The 19,714-nt window shown below is 73.2% G+C and carries 14 protein-coding genes; 8 read left to right on the top strand and 6 right to left on the bottom strand.

Annotated elements, in window-relative coordinates; genetic code table 11:
• From AC6CKD_RS12640 to speB, 4 genes are all read right to left on the bottom strand, one after another.
• The gene (locus AC6CKD_RS12640) at positions 1–3,858 is read right to left on the bottom strand and encodes an ABC transporter ATP-binding protein (RefSeq protein WP_498327222.1); all 3,858 of its coding nucleotides are present in this window, start codon (positions 3,856–3,858) and stop codon (positions 1–3) included.
• Between the two features lie 80 nt (positions 3,859–3,938).
• Positions 3,939–4,610, bottom strand: coding sequence for a hypothetical protein (locus AC6CKD_RS12635; RefSeq protein WP_498327221.1), 672 nt, complete (start codon positions 4,608–4,610; stop codon positions 3,939–3,941).
• 85 nt (positions 4,611–4,695) lie between these two features.
• A complete protein-coding gene (locus AC6CKD_RS12630) occupies positions 4,696–6,363 on the bottom strand; it encodes a thiamine pyrophosphate-binding protein (protein ID WP_498327220.1) in 1,668 nt (555 codons plus the stop codon).
• 46 nt (positions 6,364–6,409) lie between these two features.
• On the bottom strand, positions 6,410–7,378 hold the full coding sequence (speB, locus tag AC6CKD_RS12625) for an agmatinase (protein ID WP_498327218.1): 969 nt from the start codon (positions 7,376–7,378) through the stop codon (positions 6,410–6,412).
• Between the two features lie 117 nt (positions 7,379–7,495).
• Between speB and AC6CKD_RS12620 the strand changes: the two genes are divergently transcribed.
• The 5 genes from AC6CKD_RS12620 to AC6CKD_RS12600 all read left to right on the top strand — a co-directional run bounded on the left by AC6CKD_RS12620 (position 7,496) and on the right by AC6CKD_RS12600 (position 12,910).
• Complete coding sequence (locus AC6CKD_RS12620) at positions 7,496–9,148, top strand: helix-turn-helix domain-containing protein (RefSeq protein WP_498327217.1); 1,653 nt, start codon at positions 7,496–7,498, stop codon at positions 9,146–9,148.
• A 209-nt stretch (positions 9,149–9,357) separates the two neighbouring features.
• Positions 9,358–9,729 carry a hypothetical protein gene (locus AC6CKD_RS12615; protein WP_498327216.1) on the top strand — a complete coding sequence of 124 codons (372 nt, stop codon included), beginning with the start codon at positions 9,358–9,360 and terminating at the stop codon, positions 9,727–9,729.
• 129 nt (positions 9,730–9,858) lie between these two features.
• Positions 9,859–11,016, top strand: a complete 1,158-nt coding sequence (locus AC6CKD_RS12610) for an acyl-CoA dehydrogenase family protein (RefSeq protein ID WP_498327215.1) — start codon at positions 9,859–9,861, stop codon at positions 11,014–11,016.
• 19 nt (positions 11,017–11,035) lie between these two features.
• Complete coding sequence (locus AC6CKD_RS12605) at positions 11,036–11,914, top strand: acyl-CoA thioesterase (protein ID WP_498327214.1); 879 nt, start codon at positions 11,036–11,038, stop codon at positions 11,912–11,914.
• 27 nt (positions 11,915–11,941) lie between these two features.
• Entirely contained in the window at positions 11,942–12,910 is a 969-nt protein-coding gene (locus AC6CKD_RS12600) for a cation diffusion facilitator family transporter (RefSeq protein ID WP_498327213.1), read from the top strand.
• A gap of 572 nt (positions 12,911–13,482) precedes the next feature.
• Here AC6CKD_RS12600 and AC6CKD_RS12595 read toward each other — a convergent pair.
• A complete protein-coding gene (locus AC6CKD_RS12595; RefSeq protein ID WP_498327212.1) occupies positions 13,483–14,289 on the bottom strand; it encodes a phosphatase in 807 nt (268 codons plus the stop codon).
• A gap of 65 nt (positions 14,290–14,354) precedes the next feature.
• Positions 14,355–14,933, bottom strand: a complete 579-nt coding sequence (locus AC6CKD_RS12590) for an SACE_7040 family transcriptional regulator (protein WP_478691285.1) — start codon at positions 14,931–14,933, stop codon at positions 14,355–14,357.
• Between the two features lie 100 nt (positions 14,934–15,033).
• On the opposite strand from AC6CKD_RS12590, the gene AC6CKD_RS12585 reads away from it, so the two are divergent.
• From AC6CKD_RS12585 to AC6CKD_RS12575, 3 genes are read left to right on the top strand one after another with little or no spacing between them, the layout of a single operon-like run.
• Positions 15,034–16,650, top strand: coding sequence for a carboxyl transferase domain-containing protein (locus AC6CKD_RS12585; protein WP_498327211.1), 1,617 nt, complete (start codon positions 15,034–15,036; stop codon positions 16,648–16,650).
• 16 nt (positions 16,651–16,666) lie between these two features.
• The gene (locus tag AC6CKD_RS12580; RefSeq protein WP_498327210.1) at positions 16,667–18,778 is read left to right on the top strand and encodes an acetyl/propionyl/methylcrotonyl-CoA carboxylase subunit alpha; all 2,112 of its coding nucleotides are present in this window, start codon (positions 16,667–16,669) and stop codon (positions 18,776–18,778) included.
• The gene (locus tag AC6CKD_RS12575) at positions 18,775–19,707 is read left to right on the top strand and encodes a hydroxymethylglutaryl-CoA lyase (RefSeq protein ID WP_498327209.1); all 933 of its coding nucleotides are present in this window, start codon (positions 18,775–18,777) and stop codon (positions 19,705–19,707) included. Before AC6CKD_RS12580 ends, AC6CKD_RS12575 begins: the two co-directional genes overlap by 4 nt.
• Positions 19,708–19,714 lie beyond the last annotated feature (7 nt).

Below are 19,714 nucleotides of genomic sequence, written 5' to 3'. Positions count from 1 at the left end.
CTACGCCGCGGCGGCCGGCTCGTCCTCGCCCGCGAAGGTGCGCCACAGCTCGGCGTACCGGCCGCCGTGGGCCAGCAGTTCGGCGTGGGTGCCGTCCTCCGCCACCCGGCCGCGGTCCATGACCACGACCCGGTCGGCGCGCGCGGCGGTGGTCAGCCGGTGCGCCACGACCAGGGTGGTGCGCTTGCCCGCGAGCCGGTCGGTGGCCTGGTTGACCAGGGCCTCGGTGGCCAGGTCGAGGGCGGCGGTGGCCTCGTCGAGGAGCAGCACGTCGGGGTCGACGAGCTCGGCGCGGGCCAGTGCGATCAGCTGCCGCTGGCCCGCCGAGAGGTTGCGGCCGCGCTCGGTGACGGTGTGCAGGTAGCCGCCGTCCAGCGTGGCGATCATGGCGTGGGCGCCGACCGCGCGGGCGGCGGCCTCCACCTGGGCGTCGCTCGCCCCGGGCCGCCCGTACGCGATGGCGTCGCGGACCGTCCCCGGGAAGAGGTACGGCTCCTGGGGGACGACGCCGAGGCGGTGCCGGTAGCCCGTCAGGTCCAGCTCGCGCAGGTCCACCCCGTCGGCGGTGACCCGGCCGGAGGTCGGATCGTAGAACCGGGCCACCATCTTGACCAGCGTGGACTTCCCGGCTCCGGTCTCGCCGACGAAGGCGACGGTCTGCCCGGCGGGGATGCGCAGGCTGATCCCGGTGAGCGCCTGCTCCTTCTCCCCGCGCTCCTCGGCCGTGCCGTACGAGAAGTGCACCCCCTCGAAGGCGATCTCGCCGCGCAGCTCGGGGACCGGGCGGGGGTCGGCCGGGCGGGGGGTGCTGGTGGGCTCGCGCAGCAGGCCCTGGATCCGGCCCAGGGACACGGTGGCCTGCTGGTAGCCGTCGAAGACCTGCGAGAGCTGCTGGACGGGGGCGAAGAACAGGTCGATGTAGAGCAGGTACGCGACCAGCGCGCCGGTGGTGAGCGTGCCGGCCTCCACCCGGCCCGCGCCGACGATCAGCACGGCGGCCGCGGCCCCGGAGGACAGCAGCTGGACGAAGGGGAAGTAGACGGATATCAGCCACTGGCCGCGGACCCGGGCCTCGCGGTACGAGTCGCTGCGCTCGGCGAACCGGACGGCGCCGGCCCGCTGGCGGCGGAAGGCCTGGACGATGCGCAGTCCGGCCACGGACTCCTGGAGGTCGGCGTTGACCAGTCCGACCCGGTCGCGGGCGAGCTCGTAGGCGGCCACGGACTTCCGGCGGAAGAAGACGGTGCCGATGATCAGCACGGGCAGCGTGGCGAAGACGATCAGCGCCAGCTCCACGTCCAGGACCAGCAGGGCGACCAGGATGCCGAAGAAGGTGAGGACGGAGACGACGGCGGTGACGAGCCCGGTCTGCAGGAAGCTGGACAGGGCGTCCACGTCGGTGGTCATCCGGGTCATGATCTTGCCGGTCAGCTCGCGCTCGTAGAAGTCGAGGCCGAGGCGCTGGAGCTGGGCGAAGATCTTGACGCGCAGGGCGTAGAGCACGCGCTCGCCGGTGCGGCCGGTCATCCGGGTCTCGGCGAACTGCGCGGCCCACTGGGCCAGGACGACGCCGAGCGCGAGGAAGGACGCCACCCAGACGGCGCCGAGGGCGGCCGCTTCGACGCCCTGGTCGATGCCGTGCCGGATCAGGATGGGCAGGAGCAGTCCGGAGCCCGCGTCGAGGGCGACGAGGCCGAGGGATATCGCGAGCGGGGCCCAGAAGCCGCGCAGCAGGCGGCCCAGGTTGTAGCTGTCCTCGGCGGACGCGGCGCGGGTCTCGTCCACGTCGGGGGTGTCGTCGGCGGGCGGCAGCGCGGCCACCTGCGCGAGCAGTTCGGGGGTGGCGGACATCCCGGCGGGGGCGGTGGTCTTCTCGTCCGCCTCCTCCTGGCGCTGCCAGAGCTCGGGGGTGACCCCGCCGGCCACCCGGCGCTTGGCGTTGACGGGCTCGGAGTCGATCTCGGCCTCGAGCTCGATGTCCCGCTCGATGTCGCGCTCGAACTCCTCCATCACGGGCGCCTCGGGCGTCCGCGGGGAGCCCGCGCCCAGCGCGTCCGGGTCGGTGAGCAGCCGCCGGTAGAGGGCGGAGCGGCGCTCCAGCTCCTCGTGCGTACCCACGTCGGAGAGCCGCCCGTGGTCCAGTACGGCGATCCGGTCGGCGAGCGCGAGCGTGGAGCGGCGGTGGGCGATGAGCAGCGTGGTGCGGCCGGCCATGACCGCGCGCAGCGCCTCGTGGATCTCGTGCTCGACGCGGGCGTCGACGGCGGAGGTGGCGTCGTCGAGGAGCAGCAGCCGGGGGTCGGTGAGGATGGCGCGGGCGAGCGCGATGCGCTGGCGCTGGCCGCCGGAGAGGGTCAGGCCCTGCTCGCCGACCTTGGTGTCGTACCCGGCGGGCAGCGCCTCGATGAACCCTTCGGCCTGGGCGGCCCGGGCGGCGGCCCGGATCTGCTCGTCGGTGGCGCCGGGGTGCCCGTAGGCGATGTTGGCGCGGATGGTGTCGGAGAAGAGGAAGGAGTCCTCGGGCACGAGCCCGATGGCATCGCGCAGGGAGTCGTAGGTCAGCTCGCGCACGTCGTGGCCGCCGACGCGGACGGCGCCGCGGTCGGCGTCGTAGAAGCGCGGCAGCAGCAGCGACACCGTGGACTTCCCGCTGCCCGAGGAACCGACGAGGGCGACGGTCTCCCCCTCGGCGATCGACAGGCTGAACCCGTCGAGCACGGGCCGCTCGGGGTCGTACCCGAACCGCACGTCGTCGAACTCGACGGTGGCGGGCGCGTCCGCGGGAAGCTCCTGCGTCCCCTCCCGGATCACCGGCTCGGTGTCGATGAGCTCGAAGACCCGCTCCACGCCGGCGCGGGCCTGCTGGCCGACGGTGAGCACCATGGCGAGCATGCGGACGGGGCCGACGAGCTGGGCGAGGTAGGTGGAGAAGGCGACGAACGTACCGAGGGTGACCTGCCCCCTGGTGGCCATCCAGCCGCCGAGGGCCAGCATGGCGACCTGGCCGAGGGCCGGTACGGCCTGCAGCGCGGGGGTGTAGCGGGAGTTCAGCCGGATGCCGCGCATCCGCCCGGCGAACAGCCGGCGGCCGGCGTCGCGGAGCTTGCCGGTCTCCTGCTCCTCCTGGCCGAAGCCCTTGACGACGCGGACGCCGGTGACGGCTCCGTCGACGACGGTGGCGACGGCGGCGGCCTGGCTCTGGGCGTACCAGGTGGCGGGGAAGAGCTTCTTGCGGCTGCGCTTGGCGATGAACCAGAGGGCGGGGGCCATGAGCAGCGCGACGACCGTCAGCAGCGGCGAGAGCCACAGCATGATCCCGAGGGATATCCCGAAGAGCAGGAAGTTGCCGATGGTCATGGGCAGCATGAAGAGCAGCCCTTGGATCAGCTGGAGGTCGGTGGTCGCCCGCCCGACGACCTGCCCGGTGGACAGCTCGTCCTGGCGGCGGCCGTCGAGCCGGGCGATGGTGTCGTACATGTCGGTGCGCAGGTCGTGCTGCACGTCGAGGGCGAGCCGCCCGCCGTAGTACCTGCGGATGTAGGTCAGCACGTACACGAGGACCGCGGCGGCTATGAGCATCCCGGCCCAGGGGCCCATGGGCTTGCTCTGGTCGCCGATGACGTCGTCGAGGATGACCTTGGTGACGAGCGGCACGAGCGCCATGACGGCCATGCCGCCGAGCGAGGACCCGAGCGCCAGCAGCACGTTGGCCTTGTACCGCCAGGTGTAGGCGGCGAGCCGCCTCCCCCACCCCTGTTTGCTTCCAGCCGCCGTTCCCGCCGTCGCCGTAGCCACGTACTGCCTCCCCGTTCGTCCTGCCCTGCCGGAAGCGCCAACGCTCCGACCGGCGGATTTCATCCCGCCGCAACAATTCGAACTGGGTTGCGCGGGTTCCGCGCGCGGGATTGCTCCTACGGGGCTTCGAACTCGTACCGAGGTCAGCGCGTAGGCGACGGCGACGGCGACGGCATCGGGAGCTGCTTCACCACGGGGGCCCGCTTCAGCGGCTTGTTCTCGCAGCCGAGGGCTTCGGTGACGCGGCGGGCCATGAGATAGGTGAAGGCGGTCTGCCGGTCCCGGTCCGCCTGGGTCATGTCCGTCCGAGGGACGCGGATTCCGAAGGAGCCCTCCACCGACAGCAGGGCCCTGTCGGACAGGCCCCGCAGGTCGCCGGGCATGTCGCAGCGCACGCGCAGCAGCGACCCGATGTCGTCGGCCGTGCCGACGGCCCCGCTCACCTCGAAGGGAGCGCTGCCCTTCGGGATCTGCTCCCGGTTCTCCTGGGGCTGCCAGCGGACCTGCAGTTGCACGCGGCCGCCGTCCTTCCCCTGCGCGGGGACGTACCCGCACATGAGCCACGGCGACGACGGCAACGCCCGCAAGTCCGTCTTGAGGCTGTCCACCAGGTGCTCGGTGGTGGCGTTGATCCGCGTGTCGAAGTCACGGGACCCGGTGATCTCCCTCAGGAGATCCCTCTCGCCCGACGGATCGGCGATCGCGCAGGGGTCGGCAGCTCGGGGCCCGGGTTCCTCTACGGAACACCCGGCCGCAGCCACCAAGCAGACGAGGGCGAGCACTGACCGCTTGGCTGCGGCCGCGATGGCGGTCATGCGGGCGTCCTCCGTGCTGTTTTCACAGGTGCGTGTTGACGATGTGCTGGTGATCGGTACCAACCTAACCCGGCCCGCGCACCCCTCAGACGTGGGTGGGTGCGAACATCCTCAGCTTGGCCGGGAGGACCAGGAGCGAAGGGCCCGGGGTCTTCAGGGACGCGGCCAGGTCCTCGCGGAGGGATTCCGGGCTGGTCGTGCTCGCCGGGATGTCGAAGGAGGCCGCCAGGGCCACGAAGTCGGGGCGGGTCAGGGTCGTGCCCGTCTCGCAGCCGTACTCGCGCAGGATGCCGTAGCCGCCGTCGTCCACGATCAGCCAGGTGACGTCCAGGTCGTGCTGGCGGGCGGTGGCCAGGTCGGCGATCGAGTACATCGCGCCGCCGTCGCCGGAGACCGCGAGGACCGGGGTGTCCGGCTCCGCGACGGCCGCGCCGAGGGCAGCCGGGAAGGCGTAGCCGAGGCCGCCCGCGCCCTGCGCCGAGTGCATGGTGTTGGGGTGCTTGGCGTCGAAGGCCGACCAGGCCCAGTAGGACAGGATCGTCATGTCCCAGAAGGACGGGGAGCGGGGCGGGAGAGCCTGTCGGATCGAGGTCAGGAGCTGCTGCTCCAGGGTCAGGTCCTGCTCGCCCAGGCGGGCGGCGATGTCGGCGAGGAGCAGGCTGACGCGCTCGGGGGCCTGCGGGTCCGGGCGTTCGGCGACCGTTTCGAGGAGCGCCTGCAGGGCGAGGCGGGCGTCCGCGTGGATGCCGAGGCCCGCGTGGTTGGACTCCAGTTTGCCGAGGTCCGCCTCGATCTGGACGACCCGGCCCTCCGGGAAGAACGTGTGGTAGTTCGAGGACAGTTCGCCCAGGCCCGAGCCGACCACCAGCAGGACGTCAGCGTCCTCCAGGAAGTCCGTCATGTGGCGGTCCTCCAGCCAGGACTGGAGGGAGAGCGGGTGGGTCCAGGGGAAGGCGCCCTTGCCGCCGAAGGTGGTGACGACGGGGGCGTTCAGGCGTTCCGCGAGCTGCTTCAGCTTGCCCGCGGCGTCCGAGCGGATCACCCCGCCGCCCGCGATGATCACCGGACGCTCGGCGTTCTCCAGCCAGTGCGCGGCCAGCGCGGTGAGCTCCGGGCGCGGGGCCGGCTCGTGCGGGGTCGCGTCCATGCCGGTGACCTGCGGGATGACGGTTTCCGCGCGCAGTACGTCTTCGGGGATCTCCACCCACACCGGCCCGTGCGGGGCCGTCAGCGCCGATTCCCAGGCCTCCGCGACCACCGACGGGATCTGGGAGGGGGTACGGGCGGTGTGGACGGACTTGACCACGTCCCGGAAGGACGCCGACTGGTCGCGCAGCTCGTGCAGGTGACCGCGCCGGCCGCCGCCCAGGCCGGGGGTCGGGACCTGCGAGGAGATCGCCAGGACGGGGGCGGAGGCCGCCGCCGCCTCGGCCAGCGCCGGGAGCGCCATGAGCGCGCCCGGGCCGGTGGACAGGAGGAGGGGGGCCGCTTCGCCGGTCACCCGGCCGTACGCGTCGGCGGCGAACCCGGCGTTGTTCTCCGTACGGAGTCCGACGAGGCGCAGGTCCGAGCGGCCGACCGCGTCGAAGAGGCCGAGCGCGTGCTGGCCGGGCAGCCCGAAGACGGTGGTCGCGCCGAGCGAGCGCAGCGTCTCCACGACCAGGTCTCCGCCCGTGCGCCCCGGCGGCGGCGCGAGCGCGGCCGCCGTCTGGGCTTCGGTGGGACGGAGTACCAGGTCGTGGTCGTGCGTCACGTGCGCTTACTCGCCCTTCGGGTTCGCCCTCGCCTGCGCGCTGCGCCTACTTGACGCCGCGTGCCGCAGAGATCTGGCGGCTCATGATCGTGGTCAGTTCGTACGCGGTGTGCGAGGCCGCGACCGAAGTGATCTCCGCGTGATCGTACGCCGGGGCGACCTCGACGACGTCCGCCGAGACCAGGTTGCAGGAGGAGAGACCGCGGATGATCTCCAGCAGCTCGCGGGAGGTCATGCCGCCCGCCTCCGGGGTGCCCGTACCGGGCGCGTGCGCGGGGTCCAGCACGTCGATGTCGATGGAGATGTACAGCGGACGGTCGCCGATGCGCTGGCGCAGCTGGTCCGCGACCTCGTCGGCGCCGCGGCGGTAGACGTCGGCCGAGGTGACGATGCCGAAGCCCATCTTGGCGTCGTCGTCCAGGTCCTGCTTGCCGTACAGCGGGCCGCGCGTGCCGACGTGGGACAGGGCCTCGGTGTCGAGGATGCCCTCCTCGACGGCGCGGCGGAACGGGGTGCCGTGCGTGTACTCGGCGCCGAAGTACGTGTCCCAGGTGTCCAGGTGGGCGTCGAAGTGGAGCAGGGCCACCGGGCCGTGCTTCTTCGCCACCGAGCGGAGCAGGGGCAGCGCGATGGTGTGGTCGCCGCCGAGGGTCATCAGGCGGGAGCCGTTGCCGATCAGCTCGTCGGCGGCGGCCTCGATCGTGTCGACGGCCTCGTTGATGTTGAAGGGGTTCGCGGCGATGTCGCCGGCGTCGGCGACCTGCGCGAGCGCGAACGGCGAGGCGTCCTGCGCCGGGTTGTACGGGCGCAGCAGCCGGGAGGCCTCACGGATGGCGTTGCCGCCGAAGCGGGCGCCGGGGCGGTACGAGACTCCGGAGTCGAACGGCACGCCGACGACGGCCACGTCGGCCTTGCCGCCGACCTCGTCGAGGCGGGGCAGCCGGGCGAAGGTCGCGGGGCCCGCGTAGCGCGGGATGCGGGAGGAGTCGACGGGGCCGCGCGGCTGCGTGCTCATGGGGGGCCTTCCGGGGAGGTGTGCGGTGCGGTCCTTCGAGCGTAAACGGACACCTCGGGCCGACGAAGTGTACGTTTCATCCATCAGGCTCCCCCGATGTGTACGGAGTATCCACTCATGGAAGCCCCTCCCACCCCACCGGTCGCGCTCGGCCGGCTGCTCGCCGACCACGAGCTGGGGCTGCGCCACCTGGCCGGCCCCGCCGAGGCCGAACTGCACGGGGTCCACGCCTCCGAGATGGCGGACCCGTCCCCGTACCTGCTGGGCGGCGAACTCCTCCTGACGGCGGGCGCGGGCCTCACCGGGGCGGGCCTCGCCGGGGCGGGCCTCGCCGGGGCGGAGGCCGGCCCCGGCCCGGACCAGCCCGACGCCGGGCCCTACGTCGCCGGGCTGGTCCGGGCCGGAGTCGGGGCCGTCGGCTTCGGGGTGACCCCGGTGTACACGACCGTGCCGCGGTCCCTCGTCGAGGCCTGCGAGCGGTACGGGCTACCCCTGGTCGAGGTGCCGCCCGGGACCCCGTTCACCGCGGTCGGCCGGGGCGTCTGGCGCCTGATGGCCCGGGCCCGGACCGCCGAACTCCGCCGGGTGACCGAGGCCCAGCAGTCCCTGGCGGCAGCCGCCGCCCGACCCGACCCGGTCCCGGCGGTCCTACGCCGACTGGCGACGACCCTGGGCGGCTGGGCCGGTCTCCTCCCCACCCCGGGCCCGGACACCCCTTCGGCCACCGGGGCCGGGCCCGAGCTTGCACCCACCGGGGCAGGCGCGCCGGAAGGCCAGGACGCCCGCCCGGAGCAGGACCTCGGCGCGGGCGGCGCCGGAACCGCCCGCGCCACCCCCAGTCCCTCCGCCGGAACGGCGCCCGGTCCCTCCGCCGGAACGGCGCCCGCCCCCGAGGCGCTCGACGTGCTCACCGAACTCGCCCGACGGGTCGCGCCCGGCTCCGCGGTCACCGCCACGGCGGCCCACGGCGGGCTCCACCTCAGCGTCCACGCCCTCGGCGCCGGGCGGGCCCTCGCCCTCGCGACGCCGACGCGGGCGCCCGGGGACCACACCATCGCCTCGGTCGCGGCCGTCCTGCTGACCCTGCTCACCGCACACCGCCCGGCCGGGGCGGAGGCCGCCCTGACCCGGCTGCTGCTCGGCGGGGACCCGGCCGCGGCACTGGGCGCCGGGCCCTGGTACGCCGTCCACGCCCGCGGCACCGGGGACCCGCGGGCCCTGGCGGCCGCGCTGGGCACCGTACTGCTGGACCCGCGCGGGGACTCCGCACCCGGAGACCCCCTGCGCGAGGACTCCCCACGCGCAGGCTCCGCACACGCAGGCTCCGTACGCCTGCTCACCGACCGCGAGCCCACCCCCCAGCCCGGCTGGCGGCTCGGGGTGAGCGCCGCGGCCGAGCCCGGAGGCCTGCCCGGCGCCGACGCGCAGGCCGGGCGGGCCCTGGAGCGTGCCGAGGCGGCCCGTACCCCGCTGGCCCGGCACCGGGACCCCGGCCTCGCCGGCCTGGTCGGCGCGGCCGAGGCCCGGGCGCACGCCGAGGCCCTGCTCGCCCCGCTCTCCCCCGCGCTCCGGGAGACCCTGCGCGCCTGGCTGGCCCACCACGGCAGCTGGGACCGCAGCGCGGCCGCCCTCGGCATCCACCGCAACACCGTCCGCCAGCGCATCACCCGCACCGCCGACCTACTGAACGGGGCCGACCTGGACGACCCGGACATCCGGATGGAGCTGTGGTTCGCGCTGCGCCACACCGACGGCGCGGACGCCCCGTAGGCCGCGTCGCGGCGCGCTACGAGCGGGGTGACGCTGAGGACATGACCCGCCCGGACACCCCCTCGGAACCTTCGGAATCCCGCCGATGGGCACCGCGCCCGCCCCAGCACCCACCTCAGGGCGCACCTGCCGCACCCCAGCAGCCGTACCCGGCCCCATACCCGTACCCGTACCCACCGCCGCCGCGGAGGCGCCGCCGCTGGCCGTGGGTGCTGCTCGCCCTGTTCCTGCTGCTGCTCGGCGGCTGCACCGCGCTCTTCGCCGTCTTCGTCAGCGAGGTGTCCGAGGAGGCCGCACGGCCCGCCCGGATCGCGTACGCGGCCACCGGCACCGCCTCCGGCGTGGCCATCACCTACTCGACCTGGCGCGACGGGACCCTGTCCACCAGCCAGGCCGGCGACCGGACCCTGCCCTGGACGAAGGAGATCACCACGAAGGGCTTCGTGAAGGGCGGCTCCCTCGTCGTCACCCTCGGCCCCGACGGCGGCACCGCCACCTGCTCGGTGACCGTCGACGACTCCGCGCCGATCACGGCGACGGCCACCGGCCCCTTCGCCTCCGCCGTCTGCAACGGCTTCTGAAGGGCTTTCCCACGACCTCCGGCGGACGTGCCCCACCTCACTCTGGACAGCACGACCAACTCGCCGGTAACTTAATCTGAGCAAGCGCTTAGATTGGGCGGCTGACTGCCGCGACGAAGGGAGTCGGCCGTGCGCCGTACGGTGTTCAACGAGGACCACGAGTCGTTCCGCGAGACCATCCGCGCCTTCATCGAGGCCGAGGTCGTCCCGGTCTACGACGAATGGTTCGCGGCCGGCCAGGCACCTCGCGAGTTCTACTACAAGCTCGGCGAGCTGGGCATCTTCGGGATCAACGTCCCCGAGGAGTTCGGCGGCGCGGGCCTGGACACCCACAAGTTCGAGGCCGTCCTCTACGAAGAGACCTCCCGCGCGGGCGTCAACTTCGGCGGCTCCGGCGTGCACGTGCTGCTCGCCCTCCCCTACATCAAGATGCTGGCGGGCGACGAGCAGAAGAAGCGCTTCCTGCCGAAGTTCGTCTCCGGCGAGGAGATGTGGGCCCTGGCGATGACCGAGCCGGGCACCGGCTCCGACGTCGCGGGCATGAAGACCACCGCCAAGCTCTCCGAGGACGGCACGCACTACGTCCTCAACGGCTCCAAGACCTTCATCACCGGCGGCGTGCACGCCGACCGCGTGATCGTCTGCGCCCGCACCTCCGCCCCCCGCGAGGACGACCGCCGCTTCGGCATCTCCCTCTTCGCCGTGGACACCAAGTCCGAGGGCTACTCCATCGGCCGCAAGCTCGACAAGCTCGGCCTGCGCACCTCCGACACCGCCGAGCTGGCGTTCGTCGACGTGAAGGTCCCGGTCGAGGACCTGCTCGGCGAGGAGAACAAGGGCTTCTACTACCTCGGCGCCAACCTGCCGTCCGAGCGCTGGGGCATCGCCTTCGGCGCGTACGCGCAGTCCAAGGCCGCAGTCCGCTTCGCCCAGCAGTACGTGACGGACCGCACCGTCTTCGGCAAGCCGGTCGCGCACTTCCAGAACACCAAGTTCGAACTGGCCGCCTGCCAGGCCGAGGTGGACGCCGCCGAGGCCGTCGCCGACCGCGCCCTGGAGGCCCTGGACGCCGGTGAGCTCACCGCCGCCGAAGCCGCTTCCGCGAAGCTGTTCTGCACCGAGGTCGCGCACCGCGTCATCGACAAGTGCCTCCAGCTGCACGGCGGCTACGGCTACATGAACGAGTACCCGATCGCCCGCCTGTACGCCGACAACCGCGTGAACCGCATCTACGGCGGCACCAGCGAGGTCATGAAGTCCATCATCGCCAAGTCGATGGGCCTGTAAGGCACCTAGCCTTCACTCCATGAACGAGGCACTGACGACGCTCCTCGATCTGCTCGACCTCGAGCAGATCGAGGAGAACATCTTCCGCGGTACCAGTCGTCCTTCGCTGGTACCGCGGGTCTTCGGCGGCCAGGTCGCGGCCCAGGCGCTGGTAGCCGCGGGCCGGACCGTCCCCGCGGACCGCACCGCGCACTCACTGCACTCGTACTTCCTGCGCGCCGGGGACCCGGGCGCCCCCATCGTGTACTCGGTCGACCGGATCCGCGACGGACGCTCCTTCACCACGCGCCGCGTCGTCGCCGTCCAGCACGGGCAGCCGATCTTCCACCTCTCCGCGTCCTTCCAGACGTACGAGGAGGGCCTCGACCACCAGGCCGCGATGCCCGACGCCCCCGATCCGGAGACCCTCCCGACGGCCGCCGAATCGCTCCCGCTCTACCGGGAGGTCTTCCGCGACCCGGGCACGGCGGAACGCCTCATCGAGGCGCGCGGCGCGGTGGACCTGCGGTACGCGACGGTCCCGCCCTGGGGCAGCGTCGGCGAACCGGTCGAACCGCGCTCGCAGGTGTGGTTCCGTACCGCCGGCAAGCTGGAGAGCGACGACGCGCTCCTGCACACCTGCCTGGCCACCTACGTCTCCGACATGACCCTGCTCGACTCGGTGCTGCTCGCGCACGGGAAGGGCGGCTGGGCGGTCGGGGACGTCGTCGGCGCCTCGCTGGACCACGCGATGTGGTTCCACCGGCCGTTCCGCGCCGACGAATGGCTCCTGTACGACCAGGAGTCGCCCTCGGCGGCCGCCGGCCGGGGCCTGGGCCAGGCCCGGATCTGGACCCAGGACGGCAGGCTCGCCGTGACGGTCATCCAGGAGGGCGTGGTGCGCGTCCCGCGCGCGTAGTACGGCCGTCCGACGTAACGTCACACCATGTCCAGCAGCGATGCGATGGTGAACGGAATCGGCGGCCCGGGCGGGAGCCCGGACGGGGACGAGAGCGTCGGAACGGTCATCGTCGCCGTCGTCACGAACCTCGGCATCGCCGCGGCCAAGGCCCTGGGCGGGATCGTCAGCGGATCGAGCGCGATGCTCTCCGAGGCGGCGCACTCGGTGGCCGACACGGTGACCGAGGTACTGCTCCTGACCTCGCTCAAGCGGAGCGCGAAGCCGGCCGACGAGGCGCACCCGCTGGGCTACGGACCGGAGCGGTACATCTGGGCACTCCTCGCGTCGATCGCCACCTTCGTCGGCGGCGCGGTGTTCGCCGTCTACGACGGCATCCACACCCTGGTCCACGGCGAGGAGCCGGGCGACCCCACGCTCTCCTACATCATCCTGGGCGTCGCCGCCCTCCTTGAGGGCTACTCGCTCCTGGTCGCCTGGCGGCAGGTCAGGGGCGAGGCGACACGGTTGCGGGCGCCGCTGGGACTGTACGTGAAGCACACCCCGGACACGGCGGTGAAGGCCGTCCTCCTGGAGAACGTGGCCGCGCTGATCGGGCTCGCACTGGCCGCGGGCGGACTGCTGGGGGCGCAGCTCACGGGGTCGGGCGCGTACGACGGCGTGGCCTCCCTCCTCATCGGGCTGCTGCTGGTCTGGGTGGCGTGGGAGCTGGGGCGCTCGAACGCGCAGTACCTGATCGGGCGTCCGCTGCCCGAAGGGATGCGGGCGGAGGTCCGGGAGGAGCTGCTGTCGGTGCTGCACATCGAGGGCGTGCTGGAGCTGACCACGCTGGTGCAGGGGCCGTCCGAGGTGCTGATCGCCGCGAAGATCGACTTCCACGATCTGGCGTCCGCCGCACAGGTGGAGGCGGCGTGTGAGCTCGCGGAGGCGCAGCTCCGGGACCGCTTCCCGGCGATCCGCCGCGTCTACTTGGACCCGACTCCTACTCCTTCCTAACGCACCCCTCGCACGGTGCGGCCCTGGCGGGCCTTACCGGCTTCGCGCCGCTGCGCCGGACTCCGTCCGGCGGTGGCCGGGCGGGGTGCTCGCCACCGCCGTCCCGGCGTTTGGCCCGGTGGGCGGGTGCGGGTGGGGCGGCCCTGCGGGGCGAAGTCCCCTACCCGCCCTTCCACCGTTCCCCGGGCTCCGCCCGGACCCGCGCCTCAAACGCCGGCGAGGCTGAGAGGGCCCCCGGGCCAGCCCGGACCCGGTCCTCAAACGCCGGACGGCTGAAAAGAACACCCCCGGCCGGGGTCGGGAGGCGGCCCGGGGCGGGGACGGGGGCGGGGTGGGGTGTCGGCCGGGACGTAAAGCGTGATTTGTGGCGCAGAAGAAGCCCGCGCCCTGTCGAACGTAAAGCACAGGGCGCCTAAATCATGCAGTCCAGGCCGACACCCCACCCCGCCCCCGGCACCGGCCCCACCCGCAGCAAGCGCCGCCCGGCAACACCCCAGCCCCGCCGGCGTTCGAGGCGCAGGGGCCCGGGGACCGGTCCCCGGCAACGGCGCCGCACCCCGACCCCCGGAGGGTTATCGCAGGCCCGCCGCCGCGAGCAGATACGCGACCATCGGGTCGTAGAAGCGGGGGTCGCGGACGTGGTCGTCCAGGGGGACCGCCACCTGGAGCGTGCCTTCGGCCTCGGCCAGGAAGAGCGCCGGGTCGTTGCAGTCGGCGTAGCCCACCGCGTCCAGCCCGCGCTGCGCCGCGCAGCCCGCCCAGCCGTGGTCGGCGACGACCAGGTCGGGCTGGGGGCGGCCCTGGGCGGCCAAGCCGTCCAGGATCGCCGCCATCGGCTCCGGGGAGTGGGTGTGCCACAGCGTCGCGCCCCGCTCCAGGACCGCGACGTCCGCGAACTGCCACACCGAGCCCTCGTCGGCGACCAGCCCCGGCGGGATCACCACGATCTCGCAGCCCGCCGCCCGCAGCGCCTCGGCCGTGGCCCGGTGGACGTCCAGCAGCCCGCCCGGGTGCCCCGTGGCCAGCAGCACGCTCTGCCGGTCCAGCGCGGCCTTGTGCAGCCGCGCGGCCATCCGGTCCAGGGCGGACACGGTGAGTTCGGGGTCGATGGTGTCCTGGCCGAAGCGGTGGGTCGCCTCGTCGACGACCCCGCAGCGCTCCGCCATCACCGCGAGCACGTCCTGCTCGTCCGTCCAGCGATCGCCCAGCTCCAGGCCCAGCCAGTAGTGGCGGTCGCCGTTGGCGAGCTTGCGGTAGTGGGAGAGGTTGTTGTCGCGCGGGGTGGCGACGTCCCCCGCGATCCGCGTGCGGACCAGGTGGTCGACGAGTTCGGCTCGGCTGGGGACAGGCGTCTCTATCGGCTTCGGCATGCGGCCCATTCTGCCGCCGCCCGCCCGGAGCCGTCCCTTCCATCCCGCCCCCCGGACACCCCGGCCGCGCCGCGTCATCCCGACAGCGCCCCGAAGGCCCCGTTCGCCAGCCGACGCAGCAGCGACTCCGTCGCGTCCCGGCCGAGCGCGGCCAGGTGCGGGGTGGAGTTGAGCAGGCCGAAGACCGCGTGCACGGAGACGCGCACCTCCGCCTCGCCCACCTCGGGGTGCAGCTCCCGTACGACGTCGACCCACAGCTCGACGTACTTGCGCTGGAGCTGCCGCACGAGCTTGCGGTCGGCCTCGCGCAGCCGGTCCAGCTCACGGTCGTGGAGGGTGATCAGCGCCCGGTCGTCGAGCGCGAAGTCGATGTGGCCGTCGATGAGGGAGGCCAGTACGCCGTACGGGTCGCCGGCCGCCTCCTCCACCCGTCGGCGGCCGCCCGTGAGCAGCCGCTCGCTGATGCCGACGAGCAGCTCGGCGAGCATCGCGTCCTTGCCCGCGAAATGCCGGTACAGGCCGGGGCCGCTGATGCCCACCGCGGCCCCTATCTCGTCCACGCCCACGCCGTGGAAACCGCGCTCGGCGAAGAGGCGCGCAGCCTCGCCGAGGATCTGTTCGCGCCTGGTGGGGGCGGCCGCTCTGGTGCTCATGGGAATCCATTCTAGACAGGGCCGTTAGCGGTCGTTAACCTAAGTCCCACATGCGTTAACGCTCATTAACAAGAGCGCACCGAGCAAGGGAGCTCGACCGATGCAGCAGGCACCAGTGCTGACGAGCGCCGCCGACCCGGCGTCCGACGCCTGGCGGGCCAACGAGGCCGCCCACCGCGAGCTCTCCGAGGGCCTGCGGGCCCGGCTGGAGGCGGCGCGGCTCGGCGGCGGCGAGAAGGCGCGCGCCCGCCACACCGCCCGCGGGAAGCTGCTGCCGCGCGACCGCGTGGACGCCCTCCTCGACCCCGGATCCCCCTTCCTGGAGCTGGCCCCGCTGGCCGCCGAGGGCATGTACGGGGGCGCGGCCCCGGCCGCCGGGGTGATCGCCGGCATCGGCCGGGTCAGCGGCCGCGAGTGCGTCATCGTCGCGAACGACGCCACCGTCAAGGGCGGCACGTACTACCCGATGACCGTGAAGAAGCACCTGCGCGCCCAGGAGGTGGCTCTGGAGAATCGTCTCCCCTGCCTCTACCTGGTCGACTCGGGCGGCGCCTTCCTCCCCATGCAGGACGAGGTCTTCCCCGACCGGGACCACTTCGGCCGCATCTTCTACAACCAGGCCCGCATGTCGGGGGCCGGCATCCCGCAGATCGCCGCCGTCCTCGGCTCCTGCACGGCGGGCGGCGCGTACGTCCCCGCCATGAGCGACGAGGCCGTCATCGTCCGCGGCCAGGGCACGATCTTCCTCGGCGGTCCGCCCCTGGTGAAGGCCGCCACCGGCGAGGTGGTCACGGCCGAGGAGCTGGGCGGCGGCGAGGTGCACTCCCGGGTCTCCGGGGTCACCGACCACCTCGCGGAGGACGACGCGCACGCGCTGCGGATCGTACGGAACATCGTGGCCACCCTGCCCGAGCGCCAGGCCCTGCCCTGGTCGGTCGAGGCTCCGCAGGAGCCCAAGGTGGACCCGTACGGGCTGTACGGCGCGGTGCCGGTCGACTCCCGCACCCCCTACGACGCCCGCGAGATCATCGCCCGGATCGTGGACGGCTCCCGCTTCCAGGAGTTCAAGGCGGAGTACGGGCAGACCCTGGTCACCGGCTTCGCCCGGATCCACGGGCACCCGGTCGGCATCGTCGCCAACAACGGCATCCTGTTCTCCGAATCGGCCCAGAAGGGCGCGCACTTCATCGAGCTGTGCGACCAGCGCGGCATCCCGCTGCTCTTCCTCCAGAACATCTCCGGCTTCATGGTCGGCCGCGACTACGAGGCGGGCGGCATCGCCAAGCACGGCGCCAAGATGGTGACGGCCGTGGCCTGCACCCGGGTCCCGAAGCTCACGGTGGTGGTCGGCGGCTCGTACGGCGCGGGCAACTACTCGATGTGCGGCCGGGCGTACAGCCCCCGCTTCCTGTGGATGTGGCCCAACGCCAAGATCTCCGTGATGGGCGGCGAGCAGGCGGCCTCCGTCCTGGCGACGGTCAAGCGCGACCAGATCGAGGGCGCGGGCCAGGACTGGCCGGCCGAGGACGAGGAGGCCTTCAAGGCCCCGGTCCGGGCGCAGTACGAGGAGCAGGGCAACGCGTACTACGCCACGGCGCGGCTGTGGGACGACGGGGTCATCGACCCGATGGAGACCCGGCAGGTGCTGGGGCTGGCCCTGACCGCATGCGCGAACGCTCCCCTGGGCGACTCGGGCTTCGGCATCTTCCGTATGTGACGTGAGGACCTCACTGATGTTCAGCACTGTTCTGGTCGCCAACCGGGGCGAGATCGCGGTCCGCGTCATCCGCACCCTGCGGGAGCTCGGCATCCGTTCCGTGGCCGTCTTCAGCGACGCCGACGCGGACGCCCGGCACGTGCGGGAGGCCGACACGGCCGTCCGCATCGGCCCGGCGGCGGCCGCCGAGAGCTACCTGTCGGTGGAGCGGCTGCTCGACGCGGCGCGCCGCACGGGCGCCGAAGCCGTCCACCCCGGCTACGGGTTCCTCGCGGAGAACGCCGCCTTCGCGGCCGCCTGCGCGGACGCGGGCCTGGCCTTCATCGGGCCGCCGGCCTCGGCGATCTCCCTGATGGGCGACAAGATCCGCGCCAAGGAGACCGTCAAGGCCGCGGGCGTGCCCGTGGTCCCCGGCTCCTCGGGCAGCGGACTGTCCGACGCCGAACTGGTCTCCGCCGCCGAGAAGATCGGCATGCCGGTCCTGCTGAAGCCCTCGGCGGGCGGCGGCGGCAAGGGCATGCGGCTCGTACGGGACTCCGCGCTGCTCGGCGAGGAGATCGCGGCGGCCCGGCGCGAGGCGAAGTCCTCCTTCGGCGACGACACCCTGCTCGTGGAGCGCTGGGTGGACCGGCCCCGGCACATCGAGATCCAGGTGCTGGCGGACGCGCACGGGAACGTGGTCCACCTCGGGGAGCGCGAGTGCTCGCTCCAGCGGCGCCACCAGAAGGTGATCGAGGAGGCCCCGTCGGTCCTGCTCACGCCGGAGCTGCGGGCCTCGATGGGCGCGGCGGCGGTGGAGGCGGCGCGGTCCTGCGGGTACGTCGGGGCGGGGACGGTGGAGTTCATCGTCCCGGGCCACGACCCCGCCTCGTACTACTTCATGGAGATGAACACCCGGCTCCAGGTGGAGCACCCGGTGACCGAGCTGATCACCGGACTGGACCTGGTGGAGCAGCAGCTCCGGGTCGCGGCGGGCGCGGAGCTGGGCTTCGGCCAGTCGGAGGTCCGGCTGACCGGGCACGCGATCGAGGCCCGCGTCTGCGCGGAGGACCCGGCGCGGGGCTTCCTGCCGTCCGGCGGCATGGTGCTGGCGCTGTCGGAGCCGTCCGGCGGCTCCGTCCGTACGGACTCCGGGCTGGCGGCGGGGGTCGACACCGGATCCACGTACGACCCGATGCTGTCGAAGGTCATCGCCTACGGGCCCGACCGGGCGGCTGCCCTGCGGGTGCTGCGGGGCGCCCTCGCGGACACCGTGATCCTGGGCGTGCAGACCAACACGGGCTTTTTGCGCCGCCTGTTGGCCCACCCGGACGTGGTGTCCGGCGACCTGGACACCGGACTGGTCGAGCGGGACCTGTCCCAGCTCCTCCCCGAGGGGGTGCCCGCGGAGGTGTACGCGGCCGCCGCACTGCTCTCCTCCCCCCACCCCGCCCCTTCCCGGAACCCCGCCGGGGGCTCCCAGGACAGCCGGACCGGCGGCTCGGCCGCCTGGGTCGACCCGTTCGACTCCGCCAACGGCTGGCGCCTCGGCGGCACCCCCGCCTGGACGGTCCACCACTTCCGCCTCCCGGGCCAGGACCCGGTAACGGTCCGCACCCGCCCCGCCGGAACGGGCCCGGACACGGAGCTGCTGCTGGACGGCGGCGCCGAGCCACATCCAGCCCCGTCGGCGTTTGAGCGGGGTCTGGGGCAGAGCCCCAGCGCCCCGGCCCGGGGCCGGATCGTCGAGCTCACCCCCGACCACCTCACGGTCGAACTCGACGGCGTCACGCACCGCTTCGCCTACGCCCCCTCCCCGGAGGGGACCTGGCTAGGCCGCGACGGCGACTCCTGGCACGTCCAGGCCCACGACCCGGTAGAGGCGAACCTCCGCGGCGCCGGACGCGGCGGCGCCGACACCCTCGCGGCCCCGATGCCCGGCACCGTCACGGTGGTCAAGGTGACCGTCGGCGAGAAGGTGGCCGCCGGTCAGAGCCTGCTCGTCGTCGAGGCCATGAAGATGGAGCACGTCATCTCCGCCCCGCACGCCGGCACCGTCACCGAACTCGACGTCACCCCCGGCAGCACCGTCGCCATGGACCAGGTCCTGGCCGTGGTCACCCCGGACGAAGAGGTGACGGGCGAATGAACGGGCTTCCGATGAGCTTCGCGGACCAGGGCCTCCCGGCCCGGATCCGGATCCACGAGGTGGGCGCCCGCGACGGGCTGCAGAACGAGAAGTCGACCGTTCCGACCCATGTGAAGGCCGAGTTCGTCCACCGGCTGGCCGCCGCCGGCCTCACCACCATCGAGGCCACCAGCTTCGTGCACCCCAAGTGGGTCCCCCAGCTGGCCGACGCCGAGGAGCTGTTCCCCCTCCTCGCCGACGTGCGGGCCGCGCTGCCGGTCCTCGTCCCCAACGAGCGCGGCCTCGACCGCGCGCTCGCGCTCGGGGCCACCCGGATCGCGGTGTTCGGTTCCGCCACCGAGACCTTCGCCTCCCGCAACCTCAACCGCACCGTCGCCGAGTCCCTCGCGATGTTCGAGCCCGTCGTGGCCCGCGCCAAGGACCACGGGGCCCACGTCCGCGGCTACCTCTCCATGTGCTTCGGCGACCCCTGGGAGGGCCCGGTCCCGGTCCACCAGGTGGTCGGCGTCGCCAAGGCCCTCCTGGACCTCGGCTGTGACGAGCTGAGCCTCGGCGACACCATCGGCGTCGCCACGCCGGGGCACGTGCGGACCCTCCTCGCGGCGCTCAACGAGGAGGGCGTGGGCACCGACCGGATCGGCGTGCACTTCCACGACACCTACGGCCAGGCCCTGTCCAACACCCTCGCCGCGCTCCAGCACGGCGTGACCACCGTCGACTCCTCCGCGGGCGGCCTCGGCGGATGCCCGTACGCCAAGAGCGCCACCGGCAATCTCGCGACCGAGGACCTCGTCTGGATGCTCGACGGCCTCGGCATCGAGACCGGGGTCGATCTGGCCGCCCTCACCGCCACGAGCATGTGGATGGCCGAGCAGTTGGGGCGCACCAGCCCCTCCCGTACCGTCCGCGCCCTCTCCCACAAGGAGTAACGAAGAC

It is taken from the genome of Streptomyces sp. GQ60, from assembly GCF_059758875.1.
Note: the sequence above shows the minus strand (reverse complement) of the source record. Positions and strands in the feature narration are given on the sequence as shown.

Excerpts from the sequence above, each read along its gene's own strand:
- AC6CKD_RS12640 (WP_498327222.1), bottom strand. The coding sequence starts at position 3,858 with ATGAAATCCGCCGGTCGGAGCGTTGGCGCTTCCGGCAGGGCAGGACGA.
- AC6CKD_RS12635 (WP_498327221.1), bottom strand. The coding sequence starts at position 4,610 with ATGACCGCCATCGCGGCCGCAGCCAAGCGGTCAGTGCTCGCCCTCGTC.
- speB (WP_498327218.1), bottom strand. The coding sequence starts at position 7,378 with ATGAGCACGCAGCCGCGCGGCCCCGTCGACTCCTCCCGCATCCCGCGC.
- AC6CKD_RS12620 (WP_498327217.1), top strand. The coding sequence starts at position 7,496 with ATGGAAGCCCCTCCCACCCCACCGGTCGCGCTCGGCCGGCTGCTCGCC.
- AC6CKD_RS12605 (WP_498327214.1), top strand. The coding sequence starts at position 11,036 with ATGAACGAGGCACTGACGACGCTCCTCGATCTGCTCGACCTCGAGCAG.
- AC6CKD_RS12600 (WP_498327213.1), top strand. The coding sequence starts at position 11,942 with ATGTCCAGCAGCGATGCGATGGTGAACGGAATCGGCGGCCCGGGCGGG.
- AC6CKD_RS12595 (WP_498327212.1), bottom strand. The coding sequence starts at position 14,289 with ATGGGCCGCATGCCGAAGCCGATAGAGACGCCTGTCCCCAGCCGAGCC.
- AC6CKD_RS12590 (WP_478691285.1), bottom strand. The coding sequence starts at position 14,933 with ATGAGCACCAGAGCGGCCGCCCCCACCAGGCGCGAACAGATCCTCGGC.
- AC6CKD_RS12585 (WP_498327211.1), top strand. The coding sequence starts at position 15,034 with ATGCAGCAGGCACCAGTGCTGACGAGCGCCGCCGACCCGGCGTCCGAC.
- AC6CKD_RS12580 (WP_498327210.1), top strand. The coding sequence starts at position 16,667 with ATGTTCAGCACTGTTCTGGTCGCCAACCGGGGCGAGATCGCGGTCCGC.
- AC6CKD_RS12575 (WP_498327209.1), top strand. The coding sequence starts at position 18,775 with ATGAACGGGCTTCCGATGAGCTTCGCGGACCAGGGCCTCCCGGCCCGG.